This is a genomic window from Streptomyces subrutilus (assembly GCF_008704535.1).
GTDB classification, from domain to species: Bacteria; Actinomycetota; Actinomycetes; order Streptomycetales; family Streptomycetaceae; genus Streptomyces; species Streptomyces subrutilus.
In genome coordinates, this window is the sequence record NZ_CP023701.1 from 3,587,971 (window position 1) to 3,605,149 (window position 17,179).

At 75.1% G+C, this 17,179-nt stretch carries 14 protein-coding genes; 1 reads left to right on the top strand and 13 read right to left on the bottom strand.

The window, feature by feature from the left end:
- Positions 1 to 93 precede the first annotated feature (93 nt).
- The 8 genes from CP968_RS15670 to trpC all read right to left on the bottom strand — a co-directional run bounded on the left by CP968_RS15670 (position 94) and on the right by trpC (position 8,260).
- Positions 94 to 1,758, bottom strand: coding sequence for a hypothetical protein (locus tag CP968_RS15670; protein ID WP_150518605.1), 1,665 nt, complete (start codon positions 1,756 to 1,758; stop codon positions 94 to 96).
- A 218-nt stretch (positions 1,759 to 1,976) separates the two neighbouring features.
- Positions 1,977 to 2,192 (bottom strand): DUF397 domain-containing protein, encoded by a 216-nt coding sequence (locus CP968_RS15675; RefSeq protein WP_150518606.1) that lies wholly within the window; start codon positions 2,190 to 2,192, stop codon positions 1,977 to 1,979.
- Positions 2,189 to 3,025 (bottom strand): helix-turn-helix domain-containing protein, encoded by an 837-nt coding sequence (locus CP968_RS15680; RefSeq protein ID WP_150518607.1) that lies wholly within the window; start codon positions 3,023 to 3,025, stop codon positions 2,189 to 2,191. Before CP968_RS15680 ends, CP968_RS15675 begins: the two co-directional genes overlap by 4 nt.
- 527 nt (positions 3,026 to 3,552) lie before the next feature.
- On the bottom strand, positions 3,553 to 4,431 hold the full coding sequence (locus CP968_RS15690) for an alpha/beta hydrolase (protein WP_150518608.1): 879 nt from the start codon (positions 4,429 to 4,431) through the stop codon (positions 3,553 to 3,555).
- 171 nt (positions 4,432 to 4,602) lie between these two features.
- The gene (kynU, locus tag CP968_RS15695; protein ID WP_150518609.1) at positions 4,603 to 5,850 is read right to left on the bottom strand and encodes a kynureninase; all 1,248 of its coding nucleotides are present in this window, start codon (positions 5,848 to 5,850) and stop codon (positions 4,603 to 4,605) included.
- The gene (locus CP968_RS15700; protein ID WP_150518610.1) at positions 5,843 to 6,688 is read right to left on the bottom strand and encodes a tryptophan 2,3-dioxygenase family protein; all 846 of its coding nucleotides are present in this window, start codon (positions 6,686 to 6,688) and stop codon (positions 5,843 to 5,845) included. Before CP968_RS15700 ends, kynU begins: the two co-directional genes overlap by 8 nt.
- Positions 6,689 to 6,929: 241 nt before the next feature.
- Positions 6,930 to 7,343: a DUF3151 domain-containing protein gene (locus tag CP968_RS15705; protein ID WP_150518611.1), complete on the bottom strand. Its 414-nt coding sequence runs from the start codon at positions 7,341 to 7,343 to the stop codon at positions 6,930 to 6,932.
- A gap of 113 nt (positions 7,344 to 7,456) precedes the next feature.
- Positions 7,457 to 8,260 (bottom strand): indole-3-glycerol phosphate synthase TrpC, encoded by an 804-nt coding sequence (gene trpC, locus CP968_RS15710; protein WP_150518612.1) that lies wholly within the window; start codon positions 8,258 to 8,260, stop codon positions 7,457 to 7,459.
- Positions 8,261 to 8,616: 356 nt separating this feature from the next.
- Between trpC and CP968_RS15715 the strand changes: the two genes are divergently transcribed.
- The gene (locus CP968_RS15715) at positions 8,617 to 9,954 is read left to right on the top strand and encodes an IS701 family transposase (protein WP_229886777.1); all 1,338 of its coding nucleotides are present in this window, start codon (positions 8,617 to 8,619) and stop codon (positions 9,952 to 9,954) included.
- Between the two features lie 24 nt (positions 9,955 to 9,978).
- On the opposite strand, the gene CP968_RS15720 is transcribed toward CP968_RS15715, so the two are convergent.
- The 5 genes from CP968_RS15720 to CP968_RS15740 form a co-directional block, all read right to left on the bottom strand.
- Positions 9,979 to 12,036: a helix-turn-helix domain-containing protein gene (locus tag CP968_RS15720; protein WP_150518613.1), complete on the bottom strand. Its 2,058-nt coding sequence runs from the start codon at positions 12,034 to 12,036 to the stop codon at positions 9,979 to 9,981.
- Positions 12,037 to 13,024: 988 nt separating this feature from the next.
- Positions 13,025 to 14,209 (bottom strand): transaldolase family protein, encoded by a 1,185-nt coding sequence (locus CP968_RS15725; RefSeq protein WP_150518614.1) that lies wholly within the window; start codon positions 14,207 to 14,209, stop codon positions 13,025 to 13,027.
- A gap of 162 nt (positions 14,210 to 14,371) precedes the next feature.
- The gene (locus tag CP968_RS15730) at positions 14,372 to 15,013 is read right to left on the bottom strand and encodes a flavodoxin family protein (RefSeq protein ID WP_150518615.1); all 642 of its coding nucleotides are present in this window, start codon (positions 15,011 to 15,013) and stop codon (positions 14,372 to 14,374) included.
- Between the two features lie 264 nt (positions 15,014 to 15,277).
- Complete coding sequence (locus CP968_RS15735) at positions 15,278 to 16,063, bottom strand: AfsR/SARP family transcriptional regulator (protein WP_150518616.1); 786 nt, start codon at positions 16,061 to 16,063, stop codon at positions 15,278 to 15,280.
- Positions 16,064 to 16,291: 228 nt separating this feature from the next.
- Positions 16,292 to 17,047, bottom strand: coding sequence for a ScbR family autoregulator-binding transcription factor (locus CP968_RS15740; RefSeq protein WP_229886776.1), 756 nt, complete (start codon positions 17,045 to 17,047; stop codon positions 16,292 to 16,294).
- Positions 17,048 to 17,179: the final 132 nt, after the last annotated feature.

The window sequence follows — 17,179 nt, forward strand, 5'->3', positions numbered from 1 at the left end:
CCGCCCCTCCGGCGACTGCCCGGCGGTCCCCTGGTGGAACGGAGGGACCGGCGCCCGCCGGACCGCCGGTCGGCGGTCCGGCGAATCCGTGGATCAGTTGGTCTCGTAGTAGCCGAAGACGTCGACGATCAGGTCGGTGGTCGCCCACTCTTCCCAGCTCTGGTTGAAGAAGTCGACGATGCCGTTCTGCCCGGCGCTCGCCTGGACCAGGTTCGGGACGGTCTTGCCCTTCGTCCAGTTCAGGGTGGAGGAGCCGGGGGCGTCCGGCGGATTGACGGTTCCCCTCTCGTAGTCCTCGTACGAGTTCGGGTCCGGCGCGACCGCGAGGTAGCCGGTGTTGGCGGTGTTGGTGGCCGTGGCGTTCAGTACGAAGCCCGAGATGCCGTCCTCCGACGGGTCCGGGGAGAACACCACGGGCTGGTAGTAGCCGCCCGGGATCGCCCCGCTCGGACGGTCACGGGTGTCCAGCCGGCGGAACGGCGAGACGGGCACGAACGAACCCGTGCTGGCCGGGCTGTAGTAGCCGACCACGTCCACGATGACGTCGACCCCGCCCCAGGCGCCGTTGCGGACCCCGATCTTGCCGTCGGAACCGACCGGCACGATGACCGAGTTGGCGATGGTCTGGCCCGCGGTGAAGTTCAGGCTGGAGGTGTCCGGCGCCGCCTGGCCGCTCGGGAACACGGTCAGGTGGCCGTACTGCTTCGGGTTGGTGACCGTCACGTTCAGCGCCACGGCCTTGATGCCGGCGGGCACCCCGCGCAGGTTGCTGATCTTGGTGCTGAAGGTCCCCTGGCCGGCGAGCTGGCCCCGGGAGGTGCCGAGTCCCTCACGGGTGTCGACGAAGCGCACCGGCGTCATCGGGGTGTAGCCGCTGGCCGCCGACTTCGTGAAGTAACCGGTGACGTCGGCGATCAGGTCGATGGAGCTGCCGCCCCAGCTGCTGTTGGCCAGGTCGACGTAGCCGTTCTTGCCGACCGGCACGATGACCTGGTTCGGGACGGTCTGACCCGCCTCGTAGTTGACGTTCGAGGTCGTCGGCCGCTCACCGAAGTCGGGGAAGACGGTGACGAACCCGGAGTTCGTGGGGTTGGTGACGGTCACGTTGAGGACGACCGCGGTGACGCCCGCGGGAATGCCCCCGTTGCCGCCGACCTTGAGCCCGACGGTGCCGGACGGGCCCACCTTGCCGGCCTTGGCCCCGGTCCCGTTGCGGGTGTCGAGGATGCGGGTGGGCGTGTACGGGGTGAAGTCCGAGCCGGCGGTCCCGTACGGGAGCTCGTTGACGACCTGCACCCCGTTGGCCGGGTCCGACACCGTGACCTTGATGTTGTACTGGCCGAGCTCCGCGTAGGTGTGCGTGTAGTGCAGGGCCCCGGCGCCGTACGCGTCCCGCTGGTCCCGCGTCCCGTCGCCCCATTCGACGGTGACGATGAGCGAGGCGTCCTCGCTGATCAGGTCGGTGACGAACTCCAGCCCGTGGGCCGTGGTGCTGGTCGCGGCGAGCACCATGTTCAGATTCGGGTTGCCCGCGGCGGCCCCCGCCGCGCGCGGCGCGGCGGCGCCCTTGTTCTTGGCGGCCGGCAGGGCCGAGCGGACCGACTTCTCCGCGGGGCTCTTGTAGGTCTTGAAGTTCGCCGCCGCGGCCTTGGTGAGCTGGGCGTCGGGCGCCGCCACCGGCGGCGCGACGGGCTCGGCCGCGTGGGCCGCGCCCGGGATGAAACCAACGCTGGCCGCTATGACGGCGACAGCGGACATTACGAGACGGCGACTGCGCACCGGCCCCCCCATTTTTGTTTTTGAACGCGATCAGGAACGATCGCGAGCCCAGAGTACATAGGCCTGGCGGGGACACGTACAGGGATATCCGGGGTGTCACGGCGCGGCTCGTGACTCCGACTCCCCTGCTGCCGAGGTCGCGAGGCCGAAACCGGGGCGGGCCGTACGAAACGGCGCCCGGCCCGTACCGACCGCCCCTACGGACGCGCCGCCCACCCGGTGAACCCCGCCCAGGCCTCCCCGGCCAGGCGGAGCGTGGGCCCGGGGTTCTTGGAATCCCGCACGTGCACCGTGTGACCGCAGCCGGCGCCACCGCCGCTCCACTGCCGCCCGTCGAGGGCGACCTCGACGCAAGCACCACCGCTGTCGTTGCTGTAGCTCGATTTGAACCACAGCAGGGGGTTGGTGCTCATATCCAGTCTCCCGCCACCTGCTCGATGAAGCCCAGCGATTCACGCGGACCAAGGGCCTGTGCGCGGATCTTCGCATACCGCTGTGAGTACGTGCTCACCTTGGCTCCATCACTGATCAGCAGGCTTTCGTCTCCCGTCTCGATATAGACCAGCCGCTCATGGCGCGGCGTCTCGACGATGTTCATGCCCCCACGCGTACCGGCATGTTCGCCCGAGAAGCCGGTGCCGAAGGGAAGCACGTAGACGGCCACATTGCGCAGCGCCGCCAGCTCGGACAGATACAGGCACTGCGCTCGCATGATCGCCGGAGTGCCGATGCCTCGACGGAGCACACTCTCGTCGAGGATCAGCTCGATGAGTGGGGCAGGGTCCCGGCCGAAGAGCACCTTGCGCGCCATTCGGCCCTCGACCAGCTCGTCCACCCGTCGGTCCGAGAGGACCGGGAAGCCCCCGGCGATCAACGCTCGGGCGTACTCCTCGGTCTGGAAGACCCCGTAGATCGCTTCGGTCTCGAACAGGTAAAGGCTCAAGGCCTGTTGCTCCAGCAGGAAGAAGTCCTGAAAGTGCGATGGGTACTTGTCCAGCCGCACAAGTTCGCGCGCCACTTCGAAGACCCCGAGTCCGCCCCCGATCTCGGCCTCCAGGCCGACCAGCATCTCGTCGCTCGCAGGTTGCGCGCACGTCTCCACAGCGCTGATCGCTGCGGCAGAGTAGCCGAGTCGCTCGCCCAGTTCTCTCTGGGTCAGCTTCTCCTTCTCACGGAGTGCACGGGCAAGGTGCGAGACCAGGCGGGTCGCACCACCCGCCGTTTCCTTGTTGGCGGCCTTGGCCATGGGGGAGCGCACCTCCAGTCAACCGGACTCAACCAGGCTCAACCCGAGCAGGCCGAGCTACTACCGTTTCACCCCGTCGAGCCGGAGCTATGGAAAACGGTAGGGCGGAGCCGTCAGGCTCGTCCCATGAACACCGAAAGTGACGGCGCCGGCTCAGCGGCGCCCGGCTGGGTTCCGGACTCCGGCATCGTCCTGCGCAAGGCCGGCGTGCTCTTCGACGCCGTACGCGTGGACGGTGACCTGGGACGGAACCTCGCCGACCTGCTCGTCACGCTCACCGGGGGCGACCCCGGGCCGATCGTCACACAAAGCAACGGCCGGCGCCCGACGTACTTCTTCATCGCGGTCGGCAGCGCCGCCCACCGCGTCTGGCCCGCCGGGTTCACCCGGCTCGGCTCCGGGCCGCGCCGGATCAGCTTCGTCCCCGTGCCGGAGGCGGACGGCTGCTGGCCGCTGGCCTGGCGGTGCCCGCCGACCGGCGAGGACCGCTTCGTGCACGCCCTGCTGCTGCACCGTGCGGCCGGGCTCTACCAGGCCAGTTGCGCGATCTCCTCCGCCACCACCGCGCAGGCGTCGGCCGCCGGGTCGATCAGCGGGAAGTGGCCGACCCCGTCGAGCAGCGTCAGCCCGACCAGCTCGCCGGCCTGAGCCGCGGCGGCCACGTACGACTCGGCCACCCGCTCCGGCACCACGATGTCCTCCCGGCCCTGCACCACCGCGGTGGCGATCCCGGTCGGCAGCAGGGCCGAGGGGTCCGCGTACGGCAGCCGCTCGGCGACGTACCGCTCACCGCCCAGCAGTTGGGCAGTGGCGTCCCCGCACACGCCCAGCTCCCGCGCCACCGCGAAGTCCGCGATGGGGGCCAGCGCCACCACACCGCGCAGCGGCGGTGCGGAAGGCAGCCTCCAGGGCGATCCCGGGGGCAGCACGTGCCGGGCGGCGGCCCACAGCGCGAGGTGGCCGCCGGCCGAGTGGCCGGTCAGCACGGTCCGGCGGACGTCCGCCCGCGGGACGGAGGCCGCGGCGAGGCGGGGCAGCGCGTCCAGAGCGGCGGCGACGTCGTCGAAGGTCTCGGGCCAGCGCCCGGCAACCGGGCCCTCGGCGCCCTGGTGCGGGACTGAACTCCCGCGCCGGTACTCGATGTTGGCCACCGCGAAGCCGCGACGGGCCAGGAAGCCGGCCAGCGGGGTGACGTGCTGCCGGTCGTACGGGGCCCGCCAGGCGCCGCCGTGCAGGACCACCACCAGCGGGGCGGGTACGGCGCTCTCGCCGTGCGGGGCGTAGAAGTCGACGACCTGGTCGGGGTGGTCCCCGTACGCGGCGGTCGCGTCCGGCGCGACGGGCGGGTGCGCGAAGGCCGAAGCGGCCTCGGCGGCGTCCCGTTCCACGGCGGCGGGGTCCGTCATCGGCACAACCTCTCGGTAACGCGTGGGACAGCGGAGACAGATGTTCCGGTGGTTCGGCAGAGCGGGACGGTATCAGCCTGGAACGGCCCGTTCCGTACGGGGGCGCCGCAGAACGGCGGCGGGCGGAGCCGGAGCCCCGCCCGCCGCGTGAGGTGACGTTTCGCTACGGGGTCACCCGAAAATGTGACCCAGTGTGCGCGCCGCGCGTTCCGCGTCGGCGAATCCGACGTAGAGCGGGGTGAAGCCGAAGCGCAGGACGTCCGGCGCCCGGAAGTCCCCCACGACGCCGCGGGAGATGAGCTCCGCCATGACCGCGCGGGCGTCGTCGGTGCGCAGCGAGACCTGGCTGCCGCGCTCGGCGTGCGCGGCCGGGGTGACGGACTCGACCCGGCCCGCCGGAACGTACGCGGCCACGCACTCCAGGAAGAAGTCGGTCAGGGCCAGCGACTTGGCCCGTACGTCCGCGATGCCGACCCCGGCCCAGGCGTCGAGCGCCGCCTCCAGGGCGAGCATGGACAAAATGTCCGGGGTCCCGACCCGGCCGCGCCGCGCACCCTCGGCCGGGACGAAGCCCGGGGTCATGGCGAAGGGTTCGGCGTGGCCGTTCCAGCCGGGCAGCGGGGAGTCGAAGTCCTGCTGGTGGCGTTCGGCGATGTACAGGTACGCGGGGGCGCCGGGGCCCCCGTTGAGGTACTTGTACGTGCAGCCGACCGCGAGGTCGACGCCGTGCGCGTCCAGGTCCACCGGCAGGGCGCCGGCGGAGTGGCACAGGTCCCAGACGGTGACCGCCCCGGCGGCGCGGGCCGCCCGGGTGAGGGCGGGCAGGTCGTGCAGGCGGCCGGTGCGGTAGTCGACGTGGTTGAGGAGGACGACGGCGGTGTCGGCGTCGAACGCGGCGGCCGCGTGCGAGGGGTCCACCGGGGTGACGGTCAGGCCGGTCATCCGGGCGGCGGACTCGGCGATGTAGCCGTCGGTGGGGAAGGTGGCGGCGTCCACGAGCAGCCGCGTACGGCCCGGCCCGGCCAGCCGGGCCGCGCCGACCAGGGCCTTGAACAGGTTCACGCTCGTGGAGTCGCCGACGACGACCTGGCCGGGGGCCGCTCCGACGAGGGGGGCGAGCCTGTCGCCGATCCGCTCGGGTGCGGTCCACCAGGCGGACTCGTCCCAGGAGCGGATGAGCAGCTCGCCCCACTGCCGCCGGGCGACGTCGGCGAGGGCGTCGGGCACGCCGGCCGGGAGCGCGCCGAGGGAGTTGCCGTCCAGGTAGACGACGCCCTCGGGGAGCGCGAAGCGGGCGCGGAGCCCGGCGAGCCCGTCGGTGGCGTCGAGTCCGGCGGCGCGGGCGCGCAGGTCGGGCGCGGGCCCGGTGGTGGTGGCCGTGGCGGGCGCGGCTGCGGGGGTGTCGATGGGGTCAGACATGGCTGCGGGCCGTCCAGAGCTCGGGAAAGACGTTCTTCGTGGCGCGCTTCTCCAGCCAGGCCACTCCCGCGGAACCACCGGTGCCGGTCTTGGCGCCCATGGCGCGGCGGGTGGCCACCAGGTGGTCGTTGCGCCAGCGCCAGACCAGCTCGGCCACGTCCGTCATGACCTCGCCGAGGCGGTGCAGGTCCGGGTGGGCGTCGGGGTCGGCGTACAGGGCGGTCCAGACGGCCTCGACCCCGGCCGAGGGCTCGTAGCGCTGCGAGAGGTCGCGCTCCAGGGCGGCGGACGGCACCGGGAGGCCGCGGCGGGCGAGCAGCCGCAGGACCTCGTCGTAGAGGCTGGGCTCGTAGAGGGCCTTCTCCAGCTCCGCGTGGACGCGCGGGGCGCCGCGGTGCGGGACGAGCATGGAGGCGGACTTGTCGCCGAGCAGGAACTCCATCCGGCGGTACATCGCGGACTGGAACCCGGAGCCCTCGCCGAGGGCGCCGCGGTAGGAGTTGAACTGCGCGGGGGTGAGGTGGGCGAGCGGGCGCCAGGAGGCGTTGAGGGCCTCCAGTTCGCGGAGCGATCGCTTCAGCGCGTCCGTCGCGACGGAGAGGTCGTCCTCGCGGACGGCCGCCGCGGCGGTCTCCCACTCGTGGACGATGACCGTGAACCACAGCTCCATGACCTGGGTCGTGACCAGGAAGACCATCTCGCCGGGATCGTCCGAGCGGAGGTGCTGGAGGTGGGTGAGGACGTCCGCCTGGACGTAGTCCTCGTACGGGGTGGTGCCGGCGAAGTCGAGGTTCGGGGCGTCCGAACCGGCTCCGGAGGCATCAAGGGTGTTCGACATCGCTGTCTCCTCGACACGTGCTTCCGGGTAGCGGTCCGCTCCTTCCGTGAGGTGAGTGGAGCCCCGGTCCCCTGTCCGCATCATAGGACCCGCTCGCGCCGGGGCTCCAGCGGAGAGTGACGCAGGTCACGCGCGGGTGCCGTGCGTCACTCCCTGCCGGGTGCGCCGGGTGCGCCCGGTGGGGCCGCCGGGGCGAGGTGCCGGTGGGGCCCCGGTCCCGGGCGGCCGGTGGCGGGGCCGGTCAGGCGGCGAGGGCGTCCGCGGCCGCCGGGGAGGAGTCGCGCAGGAAGGTCGAGCAGCGCTCGTACTCCTCCTTCTCGCCGATCGCCCCGGCGGCGCGGGCCAGGGCGTTCAGGGCGCGCAGGAAGCCGCGGTTCGGCTCGTGCTCCCACGGGACCGGGCCGTGTCCCTTCCAGCCGGCGCGGCGCAGGGCGTCGAGGCCGCGGTGGTAGCCGGTGCGGGCGTACGCGTACGACTCGACGGTGCGGCCGGCCGCGAACGCGTCGTCGGCGAGGACCGCCCAGGCCAGGGAGGACGTCGGGTGCTCGGCCGCCACCTCGACGGCGGGGGCGCCGGCGGCGAGGGCCTCGCGGCCGGGCTCGTCGGGGAGGTGGGTGGGGGCGGGGCCCCCGAGGAGGTTCTGGTGAATGGACATGCGGACAGTCTGTCGGACGGGGGCCGGTGCCGGGGCCGGTGGGACGGGCGGGACGGGTGGGCCGGCTTCCCGGCGGGGCCGCGGGCCGGACGGGGCGGCGGGCCTGGGGCGGGTCACCGGGGGCGGCGGCCTGCGGAGAGGAGGGTGGTGAGGGTGTGGCGGGGGGTGGGGGAGGTGACGAGGGCCTCGCCCAGCAGGACGGCGTCCGCACCGTCGGCGGCGTAGGACGCCACGTCCTGCGGGACGCGGATGCCCGACTGGGCGATGCGGACCACGTCGTCGGGGATCGCGCCCGCGAGCTTGGCGAAGGTGCGGTGGTCCACCTCCAGCGTGTGCGGGTCCCGCGCGCCGACCACGATCAGCCGGGCCCCGGCGGCCACCGCACGGGACACCTCGTCCTCCGAGTGGACCTCGACCAGCGGGGTCAGCCCGATGTCCTCGGCGAGCCGCACCAGCATGACCAGGTCCGGCTGCGACAGCGCGGCCACGACCAGCAGTGCCAGGTCGGCCTGGTGGGCGCGGGTCTCCCACAACTGGTACGGCGAGACGACGAAGTCCTTGCGCAGCACCGGCACGGTGACGCGGGCGCGGACCGCGTCGAGGTCGGCCAGCGAGCCGCGGAAGCGGCGCTCCTCGGTCAGCACGCTGACGACGGCGGCGCCGCCGGCCGCGTACTCGGCGGCCAGCAGGCCCGGGTCGGTGATCTCGGCGAGCGGCCCGGCGGCGGGGCTGGCCCGCTTGACCTCCGCGATGACCTGGACTCCCCCGGGGCGGCGCAGGGCGGCCACCGCGTCGATGGGCGGGGAGCCGACGGCGGCCAGGCTCTTCAGGTCGCCGAGCGGCACCCGGAGCTGGCGTACGGTCAGGTCCGCCCGGACCCCGTCGAGGATGGCGTCGAGGGTACGGCCCGCGCTCATCGCGCCCGCTCCCATGCCCATACGCGCAGCCGCAGCCGCAGGGGCAGCGGCGGCCTCGAACGTGGCCGCGGCTCCAGCCCCAGGCGCTCCCGCACTCTCAAGGGACATCCTCCCGGTTCCGCGCACGGCACGGCGGTCGGCCGCCGTGTCACTCCCCGCGATCCTCGAACCTCCGGTTCCGGATGGGCAACGCACGGGTGCCCGGTGTGTCACCTCCGGCCCCGCCGGCCGGCCCCCGCCGGGGTGGTGGCCGGACACCACCCCCGGGCCGCAGGCCGGTGGCCGGCGCACCTCCCCGGCGGCCGGGTCCGCGACGGACCGTTGGACCGCAGTCATCGCAGCCAAGGGGGGCAGTCGTGACCACCGTCATGCACACCATCGTCCGCAACCAGCGCAGCGCCGTCCACCGGCACCGCGAACCGCTCGGCGAACCGCTCGGGGAGCGGGTCGCCGAGCATGCCGGAGCGCCCGCGTCGGCCGAACGGGCCGGACCCGGCGGGCCCGCCGACACGGCCGCCGACACGGCCCGGCTCGCGGAGCTGACCGAGCTGACCGAGGACCTCTGCTCCACCGTCTTCGCCTCGCTGCGCCGCAGGGACCAGCGCGAGAAGGGCCTCCAGTACGTACGGGGCCTGCTCACCACCAGCGGCCGCAAGTCCATCCGCAGCATCGCCGCGCACGTCGGGGGGCCCGCGGCGGAGCAGAGCCTGCACCACTTCATCTCCAGCTCCACCTGGGACTGGCAGCCGATCCGCACGGCGCTCACCCGCTACCTGGAGGCGAGCGACCCGCTCGGCGCGTGGGTGGCCCAGCCGATGGCGATCCCCAAGGGCGGCGAGCACTCGGTCGGCGCCGGCCACCACTTCGACCCGCACCGCGGCCAGATGTTCCGCGGCCAGCAGGCCTTCGGCACCTGGTTCACCTCCGCCGGACTGGCCACGCCGGTGGGCTGGCGGCTGTTCCTGCCCGATGCGCAGGGCCCGGCCGAGGCCGCCGCCAACTCCGCCCCGCGCGCCGCCGGCTCCCCCGGCGGCCCGGGCACCGGGGGCCCCGCACAGGCCCTGTCCTACGAGGAGTGCGCCGCGAGCGGCGTCATCGAGACGGTCCGCGGCAGCGGTCTGCCCACGCGCCCGGTGGTCCTCGACATCCGGGACATCGGCACCCGGCCGACCATGAACCGGTTCGCCGAGGCCCGCCTGCCCGTCATCGCCCGCATCAGCCCGACCAGCCGGCTCCTGGTGACCGATCCCGCGCTGCCCGGCTACGGCGCGGGCGCCCGGCAGGCCGTGGACGTCCTGCAGTCCGTCAAGGGCCTGCGCATGCCCGTCGAATGGCGCGACCCGGCCGGGCCGCCCACCCACCGCAGCACCCCGGCCGTCGCCGTCCGGGTGATGATGCCGGACCCGTCACCGGCCCGCCGCCGCCACCTGATGCTGATCGGCGAGTGGTCCGACCCGCGCGGGCTGCCGTCCCAGCTGTGGATCACCGACCTCACCCGGCTGCCCGTGGGACCGCTGCTGCGCATGACCAAGCAGGCCCGCCGCGTCGCCCACTCCTCCCACCACGTCGGAGGGGAACTGGGCCTGCGCGACTACGCGGGCCGCTCGCTGCACGGCTGGCACCGCCACGTCACCCTGGCCTCCGTCGCCCACGCCGCCCACAGCCTGCTGGCCCGCGACCTCCCCCGGCACTGACCCCCCTGGCGGTGCGGGCCCGTGCTACTGCGGGCCCGTGCCGCGCCGGGCCGCCTCCGCGCGGCGGTCGTGCAGCACGGCGCTGGCCTTGCGCAGCCGCAGCGCCATCTGGATCTCCAGCGCCCGGTCCGGCTTCTGCCACAGCGGGCCGAGCAGTTCCGCGATCCGGTCCAGCCGCCGCGAGACCGTGTTGGCGTGGACGTGCAGGGCCTCGGCCGCGTGGGTGGGGCTGGCGCCCGAGTCGAAGTACGCCTCCAGCGTGCGCGTCAGCTCCGTGAACCGCGTCGCGTCGTACCGCAGCACCGGCCCGATCGTCGACTCGACGAACGCCTCCACGTCGTGGTCGGTGGACAGCAGCAGCCCCAGGAAGCCCAGTTCGCCCAGGGAGGCGGTACCGCCCGCCCCGTCCAGCGCGGTCAGCGCGTCCAGGCAGCGCACGGCCTCCGCGTACACCCGGGCCACCTCGCGCGCACCCCCGGTCGGGCCGGCCGCGCCGGTGGAGACGGGGTGGCCGAGCATCGGCGACAGTTCCGCCGAGACCTGGCGGGCCGCCGCCGAGGCGTCGGAGCCCGGCAGCACCAGCACGATGCAGCCGCGGCGCACGCCCTTGAGCCCGTTCATCCGGTACGCGTACGAGGACGCCCAGGCGACCGCCTTGCCCAGCTCCCCGCCCTCCGGCCGGGCCACCACCACCACGTGCGGCCGGTCCAGCTCGATGCCGAGCCGGCGGGTGCGCTCCAGCAGGTGCCGGTCCGAGCGGTTCGGCCGGTCCAGCAGCTCCCGGAGCAGCTCTTCGTGGACGGGGCCCTCGGCGGCGGCCGTACCGCGCTGGATCAGGATCAGCGAGGCCACCGACTGCGCGGCCATCTGGAGCAGCCGTACGTCCTCCGCGGTCAGCGGCGCCGACGCGTGCAGCACCAGCACGCCCAGGTCCTCCGCCCCGGCCAGTACCGGGGCCAGCCACACGTCGCCCGGCAGCTCCACCGGCCGCCGGTCGGTGTGCACCGCCAGCGCGGCCCGCGCGACGTCCTCCTCGTCCGGCGCGGCCGCCGGCAGCGGGCCGGTGGAGATCAGCGGCCGGCCGCCGGGATCGCGCACCTGGAGGACGCCGTCGAGCGCGTCCGCCGTGGCCCGGGCCACCGTCGACAGGCTCGCGCCGTCCAGGACCAGGCCGGCCAGCCGCGCGTGGCACTCCCACAGGTAGCGGACACGTGTCAGCGCCGTGTTGGTGCGCGAGCCGAACCGTTCCAGCTCGCCGACCTCGGCGCGGGTCCGCTCCAGCAGCCGGGCCTTCTCGATGGCCACGGCGGCCAGGTCGGCGAGCGAGAGCAGCAGCCCGATCTCGTCCGGGGTGAAGCGGCGCGCGCCGCGGTCGGCGCCGTACAGCGCGCCCAGGGTGGAGTCGCCGTGCCGCAAGGGCACCGCGATGATCGCGCGCAGGCCCTCGGCGCGGGCCAGCGCGTCGATGCCGGGGCCGTGCGGGACGCCCGCGTCGGCCGGGTGGTCTGCGGTCCACACCGGGGCGTGCCGGGCGCCGGCCGGGCCGCCCAGGCCGTTGCCCGCGCCCAGGTCCAGGTCCGGGTCCAGGGCGGTCGTCCCGCCGTCGGAGGTCCGTACGTACGCAGTGCCGTCCGGGCGGTCGAGGGACACCCAGGCCATGTCGAACGTCAGCAGCCGCCGGGCCCGCCGGGTGATCACCCTGAGCAGGCCGTCGAGGTCGTACGGCGAGGTGAGGTCCTGCGCGGTGTCCACCAGCGCGGCGAGGGCCGCCTCCCGCTGCTGGCGGCGGCCGGCGCCGGCCCGCACCGATCGCGCCAGCTCCAGTGCCCGGTTGAGGTCGGTGAGCCCGGCCCCGTCCGCGCCCGCGCGGCGGGCCTCGTGCAGCAGGGCGTCGAACCGGGCCTCCGGGGCCTCCTGCGCGAGCAGCTCCAGCACCGCGAGGGCGGTGGGGGCGGTGGGGGCGGTGGGGGCGGTGGGGGCGGTGCTGGTGGTTGCGGGTGCGGGTGTGGTGCCGGCGGGTGTGGGTGCGGGTGTGGGTGTGGTGCCGCTGCCCGTGGGCGCGGTGCCGTTGTCCCGATCCATCCCTGTCTCCCCCCGGCTGACCAGTGCATTCAAGCCAGATGCCCCGAACCTAGGTTCCGGCCGCCGGGGGGTCAAGCCGCTGCCTCCGGGGCGGTGGGGGCCGGGTGGGGTCGGGGCCGGGGTGCGGGGGCCCGCCGGGGTGTCTCCTCGGCTCGCGCACGCAGCCGGGTCACGCACCCGGGAGGTGGTTGCGCGCTCGTCCTGCGGGGACACCCCGCCGTGCCCCCGCACCCCTCCGCACCGTCGGACCTGCGGGCCCGCGTCCTACGCGTCCGGGAGGTGGTTGCCCGTTCGACCGGTGGGTGCACCCCGCCGTGCCCCCGCACCCCTCCGCACCGTCGGACCTGCGGGCCCGCGTCCTACGCGTCCGGGAGGTGGTTGCCCGTTCGACCGGTGGGTGCACCCCGCCGTGCCCCCGCACCCCTCCGCACCGTCGGACCTGCGGGCCCGCGTCCTACGCGTCCGGGAGGTGGTTGCCCGTTCGACCGGTGGGTGCACCCCGCCGTGCCCCCGCGCCCCTCCGCACCGTCGGACCTGCGGGCCCGCGTCCTACGCGTCCGGGAGGTGGTTGCCCGTTCGACCGGTGGCTGCACCCCGCCGTGCCCCCGCACCCCTCCGTCGGACGTACCGGCCCGGAGGTGGTTGCCCGTTCGGCTTGTGGGGGCACCCCGCCGTGGCTCCGCGTCCCTCCGTCGGACGTACCGGCCCGGAGGTGGTCGCGCGCTCGGCCGGTGGGGGCACCCCGCCGTGGCTCCGCGTCCTCCCTCGGGCGGGCGGGGGCGTGTCGCGTGCGGGTCGGGGTGTGCTTCGGGGCGGGACGGGGAGGTGGGCTCGCACCCGTCGGGGGGTGTGGGGGGTGTGGCCCGGGCACCTTCTCGCGGGGGCGGGCAGCCGGGAGGCTGGCATCCGTACCGGGCGGGTCCGCCACGGGCCACCGGGACGAGGGGAACGACGCGCCCCGGGGCCGTGGCACGCGGGCCGTCCGAGCTCACCGCCTCCGGGGGGACGGCGGGGGCCAGGGGGCCCGGTACAGGGCGGCCGCAACGGCTGCGACCGGGTACGGGGCGGTCGTGGCCGGAGCCGGGTCCGGTGCGACCGGGACCGGGGCGGCCGGGGCCGCTGCGGCCGGGGGGAGCGGGGCGTGAGGGCGCGTCGCGGTACTCCCGATCCGTACGCCGGCCAGGGCGCGGGCCCGGGACCACCGGGCGGCCGCCTGCCGCTCGTGGCGCCCGGCCGCCCGCGCCTCCCGCGCCCGGGCCGGGCCCCCGCGGGCGCGGGCCAGCTCGCGCCGTAGGTGCCCGCCGGCGCCGCCGAGCGTCTCGCCGCGCAGCACCGCCTCCCGGGCGACCGGCCCCAGGGCCTCGGCGGACAGCACCACGCCGGTGCCCCAGCCGACCAGCCCGGGCACGGCGACGGCGGCCGTCGCCGGGTCGAAGCCGCTCCACAGCAGCCGGTGCGGGCGCGCACCCGCCGCGACCAGGGCGGGCCAGCGGGGGTCGTCGTAGCGCAGGTCGGCGCAGGCGTGCAGCAGCCGGGCCGCCGCTTCGGCCTCGGCCACCGGGGCGGGGAGGCGGCGTTCCGCGGCGAAGGCGATCCGGCCGAGGTCCAGACCGGCCCGGTGCGCCCGGTCGAGCCCGGTCAGCCAGGCCTCCAGTACGGCCTCGTACGCCGTCACCCCGAACACCGGCCCGCAGTAGACGCCCAGCCCTTCGCCGAGGCAGCGGACGGCCGCGGCCAGCCCCTCCGGCGTGGCCCGCAGGCCGACGAGCACGTTGGGCCGCCCGACGCGGTGGGCGAGCGCCCGCGCGGCCGCGACCTGCGCCGCCGCGCTCCGGTGCCAGGGTGCCACGGGCACCGCGACCATGCCGTCGGGTCCGAGGAGGCGCAGCAGTGCCCCGCCGGCCCGGCGGGCGTCGGCGGCCAGCAGTTCCTCCACCAACGCCTCTGCCGAGCCGGGGAGTCGTTCCGGGAGGCGGGGACCGGTGCGGAGCAGGTCCTCCCGTACGGACTCCACCCCGCACAGGAGTCCGCGCACCCCGGCGACCTCGACCAGGTGGTCGAACTCCCCCGCGTCCAGGGCGGACCGGCCGATGCCGTCCAGCCACGGGGACACGCCCTCGGCCGCCAGCCGGCGCAGGACGCTCCCGTCCTGCGGCAGGTCGCGGGCTGCCACCGCGCTCAGCCGACCGGGTCGGGCGCGGCGGCCTCCGGGGCCCCGGGCTCCGTGACGAGGGGAGTACGCATGGACGGGATTGTGCGTCGCGCCACACCGGGCGGCACCAGGGCGTCGGAGAGTCCGTCAACTCCCCTCCCCCACAGGGCAGGTAGCGCTCCGTCAGCCCGCCAGCACGCCCGGCGGCGCCGTGCCCGTGTCGCGGGCGCGCAGCAGGCGTGCCACCTGGGCCACGCGGCGGCCCAGGTGGCGGACCGTCTCCCGGGCTTCGACCAGGGCCGCTCCGCAGGCCGCGGCGCCCGCCGCTCCCGGGCCGGAGCCGGGGCCGAATCCGGACAGGGAACCGGGGCCGAACGCGGAACCGGCGCCCGCTCCGGAGGGCGAGAGGCACGCCGGCGGGAGGTCCAGGTCGACCCAGTGCATGCCGTGCTGCGAGGCGAGGACGGAGAAGTAGCGCAGCGCGCCGAGCTCGCCCCCGGACGGGTGGCCGGGCGTCGCGAAGCCGGAGGCGGCCTTGTCCGCCCAGACCCGGGCCGCCCAGCGGCCGGAGCTCTCCTCCGCGAAGCCGCGGAAGGCCGCGGAGGCGCCGTTCGCGTGGGCGGGCGCCCCGAACACGATCCCGTCGGCCTCGTCCAGCAGGGCCCAGCCGTCCTCGCCCATCGCCGCGACGTCGGCGAGGACGGCCCGTACGCCCTCCTCGCCGGCCCCGTCGCGGGCGGCGGCCGCCAGGGCCGCGGCGCCGCCGCCCTGCGGGTCGTAGGCGATGACCACCAGCGGGGTGCCGGTCCCGGTGTCTTGCGTCATCAGTGCGCTCCGGTCGGGAGGGGCCGCGTCCGGCTCCGCCTCCAGGCGGCGCCGCCCGCGGCCGGATTCGGACGGCCCGGGCCGTCGCTTCGCGGTGCCTTCGGGGTCGAACGCCGTTTTCCGCTAAGGGAGTTGGGCACCCCTGGCAGTCAGGATCCTGCGCGGGCGCAGGCCCGTCCGCCATGAACGTACTCCGAATAAGTCATGTACATGCCCTATCCGCCCCCCCGTCGAACCCCGCCCCGCGCCCCCGCACGGCGCCCGTCAGGCGAACCGCGCGCCCGGCGCGCCCAGCAGCACGGTGCGGCGCAGCGCGCGCAGGGCCACCGAGGCGCCACGGCCGGAGTCCGCGTCCAGCGTGGCGGCCGTCGCGTGCAGGGTCCGCAGCGAACCCACGCGCCGACCGGAACGCCGCAGGGCGGCGAGGTACGGCTCGTCGGGCTGCTCGCGGCCGGTGTGCCGGGCCAGCAGCCCGGACAGTTCGGCGTGCAGCTCGCGGTGGCGGCCCAGGGACAGCCCGGCCTCCACCCACTGCCCGAGGACGGCGAGGCGGGAATCCTCCAGGGCGGCGATGCGCTCGCCGAGCCGGGGTCCGGCGTCCACACCGGCGAAGGCGGGGCCGGTCCACAGGTCCAGCGCACCGCGCAGGCGGCGGGCGGCCGCCTCGAAGTCGCCCCGGGCCATGGCCCGGTAGCCGGCGCCCGCCTCGCGCTCGAACTCGTCGAGGTCGCAGCGGCCGCCTCCGGTGTCGAAAAGATACCCGCCCGGCACCGAGGGCAGCACGGTGTCCGCGGTACGTACCGCGCGGGGCCCCGCGTGCAGGGCGGCCGCCAACTGTTCGCGCAGGACCCGCACGGCCGAGTGCACGACGGCCCGGGCGTGCTCGGCGGGCACCCGGCCCGTCAGCTCGTCGGCCAGTACGGACACGGGAACCACCTGGTTGGCATGGGCGGCGAGGACCGCCAGCACGAGCCGGGTCTCCGGGGTGGGCGCCACGATGGGCACACCGTTCTCGGTGACGCGCAGCCCTCCGAGTACGTCGATGTCCACAGTTCTCTCCCCCTGGGCGGGCAGGACTCAGCGCCGCTGACCCTCTGAAAAATAGTACCCGGAAGGATGTTTTCGCAACAAGCGCCCGCCCGCACCGCTCCGGAGCACCCCCGACACGCGGAAGCCCCGGGCCCGGAGCCCCCGTTCAGGGACGTCCGGGTCCGGGGCTCCGCTCCGGCTGCGGGTCGCGGACGCGCACGCCCCGGCCGGCCGGTCCCGCCGAGCCCCTCAGGCGCCGGCCTCGGCCGCGGTCGCGGCCGCCCGCGGGTCGGCGTCCCCGTCCTCCGTCGCGAGGACGGGGATGCCCGACGCGCAGCCGTACGTACAGGGGTGCGTCCCCTGCGGACCGTAGAGCGCCCGGGCCCCGCGGCCCGGGGCCGTGTCGAGCCGGATCGCCAGCGAGGGCACGACCACGTTCGGCATGACGTGCGTGTACAGCGCCGACACCTGCTCGTCCAGGTCCAGTTCGAGCATCTGCGCCATCACGTTGAGCCCCGCGTACGACCCGACGATCAGCCGCGAGGGGACCGCCGGGTCGACCGTCGACATCAGTTCACCGCGGGCCTTGGCCTCCGTCAGCAGGGAGACGTGCAGCTCGATCCACGCCGCGTACGGGGAGGCCCGGTCCAGGCTCAGGGTCGTCTGGTCCAGCGTCAGCCGGGCGCTGGCGCGCATCAGCGGGTCGTGCCGCAGCCGGTGCGAGAAGATCATGCCGACGTCGACGAACTCCTGCACCTTGTACTCCTGGGGCGCCGCGTCCGGGGCCGACGCCACCTGGGCGTCGATCACCGCCTGCGCGAGGTGCTCCTTCGAGTCGAAGTGGAAGTAGAGCGCGCCCTTGGTCACCTTGGCGATGTTCACGATGTCCGAGAGCTTGGCCGCCTCGTAGCCCCGCTCCTCGAACACCAGCGCCGCCGCCTCCAGGATCGCCTGGCGCGTGCGCACCGCGCGGTCCTGCTTGACCTGGGGTCGTTCTGTCCTCATGTGCCGAGCCCTCTCTGCCCCCGTCCGCCATGCCGCTGCGCTGAGAGTCCCCCGGCAGCCGGTGGGTGAGTTCCCTGACTCCCACCCTCCCCCCGTACCCCGACATTTACATGCCTACGGGTACGTTCCCGT